Raw genomic sequence first — 5212 nt, 5'->3', positions numbered from 1 at the left:
AGTGATCGTAGCGCCAAGCACGCTGGAAATCGTACCATCTAGGATAATCGTCGTTAGATTTCCGCTGGGATCTGTAGTGAGCGGATGATCAACCAGGGTAGCATCCCGGCCAAATATAAGTGTTCGTAGATTATCAGGATTCGCTTGAAAAGAGCTATAGTTAGGCAAAGTTCCTCGTCCCTTCCTTATAAAATGATCAAGTGATACTTAAATACTGGGCTTGGACGTATACACAATCTTGCCTACACCCGTTGAATGTAGCGTGGAGGCGGTGGTTCGAGTCCACTAGCATTCTCATTTCTTTTAAAGCAACAATCTCTTCTGAATCTATAAAACAATCAAATCGATTCTGGCTGATCTTCAAGCGGAGACTAACAGAGTGAGCTCCCTCATTCTTAACTGAATAAGAGAGAATCGTTTTAGTTCCGCTTTTTTATGTTTTCTCTTGCTGCGCTTTTTAAGCTCCAGGCCAATACGGATTTCATTCACTTCCTACGGAATTTCTGGTGCTCAATCCATGAAAAGGCCCAAACCGTCGTTTGAGCCCTGTGCCTAAATAAACCGCAGTCCAATAAGCCGCAAACCGATAGGGACAATCCTTAGCCATTCGAATGGTGTGATATTAATATATGGTGGGAAAAAGGGGGTGACTGGGCAGGAAAAGCAAAATTACGCACATTCCCACAACCTGTTACTGAGATCGGCATAAAATGAGAAGAAGCATAAGTACGGGGAGGATATCTCATGCCTAACGACTCAGTATTCAATCAGAGCAGCCAGCCACTTTTTACAGAGCAAGTTAACACGTATGTTGCACCTGGTATAGATTCAGCTCCTGAGGGGGGAGCAGCCAAGGCGGGGCTATTGTTTGGAATCGCCTTTACTTCTACGGTAACGACGACTGCCCCCTTAGTAATTCAGATTAGTAATCCGGCAGGAAGCGGACGCACCTTGTATGTATCCCGTGTGACTGCCAGCTCAGCGACGGCGGCTGTTACTTTATCATTACTTCGGAACGCTACGGTCGCCGGGACTACCGTCACACCGATTAATTATAATTTTGGAAGTGCGTTAACTAGTGTTATGACGGCTAGAACCTCAACTGCAGCCCCTACTGGAAGTCCAGCCACGCTAGTATCTCTATTGTTGGCGGTCGGTCCGATCATTGTTGATTTTACAGGGCAAATTGTAGTTCCCCCCGGAAATTCCATTACTACCTCCATTACGATTGCATCGGGGTCCTCGGCGGCAACAACGTCTATCAGCTGGTGGGAATATTAGAAGCAGGAGGGATAAATATGCCTAATCAATTTGTATTTAATGACAACGATCAGCCTCTTTATGTGGATATGGTGAATACCTTCCAAGCGCCAGATATTAGCGCACCGCCTGAAATAAGCGCTTCGCAGGCTGCAGTCTTATATTCAACTAACACATCTGCGTCTAGTTTGGTCGTACTTAGTCTAATCTCCGCAATCGCTTCTATTCGGATTAGTAATGCTTCAGGCAGTGGAAAAACTGTGTATATCTCACGTATAAGCGGCAGTATTGGCGGTTCTTCCCTACTATCAGCAATGTCGGGTAGCTTTACAATTGTAAAAGGAGGGACGGTAACTTCACCTACAACATTAACGCCAACGAATAATAATTTGGGCAGCTCGGCGACGAGTGCGATGACCGTTCAGTCTTCCACAGCAGCCATTAGCGGGGGAACGACGCTTTTCAATTATCAATTGGCACCGGGGGCATTCTCACAGAACTTTACGGGCAGCATCATTGTCCCGCCGGGGACTGCTATTTGTGCTAACGTAACCTCATCCAGCTCCGCCGTAGGTTTAACGATTACCTCAGCGTTGGGTCTTCTTTGGTGGGAGCAATAGCGTTCTTGCTGCGAACCATTCACAGAGCTGAACCTTAACATCACTTGGGTTGAGGTTTTACATAAAAGGATGGAATGTATAGAAAATAAAGGGGATTGGCATTATACAATAAAGTTGTATATCAGATTGGCATGTGAAAAGAGGGACAATTATGGAAAGTTGTTTATTTATTCATGGCTTTACCGGAGGTGAGCATGAGATCTCTCCCTTGTCCCAGTTTATGGAGCAGCATAATTACCGTTCCAGAACGTTTACCCTGAAAGGGCATGGGGGGAGCAGGAATGATTTATTGCATTCGGATCGACATGATTGGCAACAGAGTGCTGAAGATGAATTGACAGAGCTGTTAAAGACGGATGAAGGTGTTCATCTGATTGGCTTTTCTACCGGTGCCCTTATTGCTTCACATCTTTCTGTACGGTATAAACCCTGGATCAAATCCCTTACTTTATTGTCCACTCCCGTATTTCCGCTGAATCCTGTGGAGATTCTTAAGACTCTTGGGAGCTTTTCCATGCTAAAAACGTATATTAATAAATTCACTTCAACGCCCCCAAGGGCGACGAGAGAGTTTCAACGATTGGTCCGGGAGAGTTTTTCAATCTATCCTCATATTGAGACTCCAACCTTGATCGTGCAGGGGAAGCGAGATCATCTGGTGAAGACTCGAAGCGCTGACTTCCTGCAACATACGATTCCTACAGCCCAAAAACAAGTGATAATGGTGGATAACAGTGGTCATATGGTTTGTCATTGTGAAGATAAGGACCGGATAATGAATGAAGTATTGCATTTTATTCAGAGTGTAGGAAGCTAAGCATATAAGGTGAATAATGAACTCCAAAGAGCCCCTAATAAGGAGGCTCTTTTTCTTGGGAATTTTATTTTTTATAGCTTGACAACGTATTCATAATCATGGTAATTTTTAGTAGGGAAACCGGTTTCCCTAAAATTATTTGTTTTTTGTGTTAAAGATATTAAAAACATTAGAGACATCACTGGGCGGGCTTGGTTTTTAATCAAAGAAGTAGGTTTTAGAATGTTTTGAATACGCTTTAATAAGAGAGGGAGATGCACGCAATGAAACGTAGGTTATGGTATGTACCCGTTCTAATTACATCTATTCTTCTTTCTACCGTGATTAATTTGTTTGTCTTAACACCGCAAAAAGCTGAAGCGGCAAGCATCGGCACGATTAATGAGAACGACACTATTTATCAGATTATGGTTGACCGATTTAATGATGGAGATACTTCCAACAATGCTACGGGTGCGGCAATTCGCTATGGAGAAAACTCTGAGGAAGATTTCCGTTATATGAAAGGCGGAGACTGGCAGGGGATTATCGATAAGCTATCATATATTAAAAATATGGGCTATACCGCGATTTGGATTTCCCCAGTGGCTGAGCCACAAATGACTAACCGGGAAAACAACGGTTCCGGAAAAAATACAGCCTATCACGGATACAACGTTAAGAACCCTAACGCTGCCAATCCATACTTCGGAACGAAGGAGAAGCTGAAGGAGCTTGTGGACTCCGCACATGCACTTGGCATCAAAGTAGTGATTGACGTTGTGCCAAACCACGTCGGTGATTATATGCTAGGTTCCCAAGCCTATTATGATATCACATCATTGCAGCCAGTGGCTCCGTTCAATAATCCAGCATGGTATCACCATAATGGAGATATTAACTGGTCTCTGGCGGATGGAAGATATGATCAGTGGGCGCAGGATTACTTAGAGAATCATGATTTGGGCGGGCTAGATGACATTGATTTCGATGTTCCTGCGGCTAAGCAGGCGATATTCGATTCCATCAAAGGCTGGTTTGATTATACAGGCGCTGACGGTGCGCGTGTGGATGCTGCCAAGCTGATGAAGCCAACAGATATCGGTGAACTACAAAATTATCTGGGCGTTAATACATTTGGCGAGAATTTCGACGGAAATGTTGAATTTGTCTCACGTTGGGTCGGAAACAACAAGGAATGGGGCATGCTCGATTTCCCAATGTTCTTCTCCGTACTTAACAGCTTTGCTTATGGGCAGTCTTTTGAGTCCAATATCAAAAGCACCTTGGCACAGGATTCCTACTACAATGGGAATGCCAATCACATGGTTACCTTTATCGACAATCATGACCGCAACCGTTTTCTAACGGAAGCCGGGGGAAGCGTTGATAAGCTGCAGAATGCTTTAACCTTTATTTTTACAGTTCGTGGAACACCAGTGGTCTTCCAAGGAACAGAGCAGAACAAAGGCAACGGCAACAGTCAGATCATGACAGGCGGTATTGCTGATACTTGGAACCGTTGGTCTATGGTGAAACGGGATGCAAGCGGAAACGTAATTGAGAACTATTTTAATGAAAATGCCAGCACCTACAAGCACGTAGCCAAACTTAATGAGATTCGTAAAAATAACCCAGCACTACGTACAGGTACTCAACGTGAAATGTGGGCTGCGCAGAACTTATATGCCTTCTCACGTCGTATCGACACTGGAACTAATCAAGGTCAAGAAGCTATTTCTGTATTTAGTAATCAATCTAGTGGTTCGCAAACGGTAACCATCCCGCTGCGCGCCGAGAGTAGTTTGACCGCAGGGACAGTTTTATATAATCAGCTGAATACTGCAGATACAGTGACTGTACAATCAGGCGGAGTAACTGGAAAGCAAATTACTGTAACTGTAGGTGCAAATTCAGCCAAAATCTATGCGAAACAACAACAACCTTCAGAAACAGTTCCTCCAACTACTCCGACCAATGTAACGGCAACTGTTCAGACTGCATCTAGCGCTTTGATCAGCTGGACGGCATCTACCGACAACGTAGGTGTAACTGGTTATGAAGTTTATCGTAATGGTGTTAAGGTAGGCACAACGGCGACTACTTCCTATACGGACAATGGTTTATCCGCTAGTACTACCTATAACTACACGGTAAAAGCATTTGATGCCGCAGGCAATCTATCTCTTCTTAGTGCGATTGCGTCTATTACAACACCAGCAGGGAACAGTGTCACGATTTACTATAAGCAAGGTTATACCTCGCCTTATATTCATTATCGCCCAGTAGGAGGTACATGGACGACATCTCCGGGTGTGGCTATACCTGTATCTGATGTAGCCGGATACAACAAAATAACGATTAATATCGGCTCCGCCAGCCAGCTTGAAGCATGCTTTAACAACGGCAGTGGCACATGGGACAGTAACGGGGGGAGCAACTATCTATTCGGTACTGGAACCTGGACTTATACGCCAACAGGAAGTATTACATCGGGTGGGCCAGTGACACCAACACCAACACCAACACCAACACC

At 44.5% G+C, this 5212-nt stretch carries 4 protein-coding genes; all 4 read left to right on the top strand.

Features of this window, described 5'->3' with window-relative positions; translation table 11 throughout:
• Positions 1 to 744 precede the first annotated feature (744 nt).
• On the top strand, positions 745 to 1281 hold the full coding sequence (locus CA600_RS30300; RefSeq protein ID WP_094874794.1) for a hypothetical protein: 537 nt from the start codon (positions 745 to 747) through the stop codon (positions 1279 to 1281).
• Between the two features lie 17 nt (positions 1282 to 1298).
• Positions 1299 to 1880 carry a hypothetical protein gene (locus CA600_RS30295; protein ID WP_094874793.1) on the top strand — a complete coding sequence of 194 codons (582 nt, stop codon included), beginning with the start codon at positions 1299 to 1301 and terminating at the stop codon, positions 1878 to 1880.
• A 151-nt stretch (positions 1881 to 2031) separates the two neighbouring features.
• Positions 2032 to 2697 (top strand): alpha/beta hydrolase, encoded by a 666-nt coding sequence (locus tag CA600_RS30290; protein ID WP_042191649.1) that lies wholly within the window; start codon positions 2032 to 2034, stop codon positions 2695 to 2697.
• 263 nt (positions 2698 to 2960) lie between these two features.
• A partial coding sequence (locus CA600_RS30285; RefSeq protein ID WP_094874792.1) for an alpha-amylase family glycosyl hydrolase occupies positions 2961 to 5212 on the top strand: 2252 nt, incomplete at its 3' end.

It is taken from the genome of Paenibacillus sp. VTT E-133280 (assembly GCF_002264385.1).
Classification (GTDB): Bacteria; Bacillota; Bacilli; order Paenibacillales; family Paenibacillaceae; genus Paenibacillus_AQ; species Paenibacillus_AQ nitricinens.
This window is presented reverse-complemented; position numbering and strand designations above follow the sequence as displayed.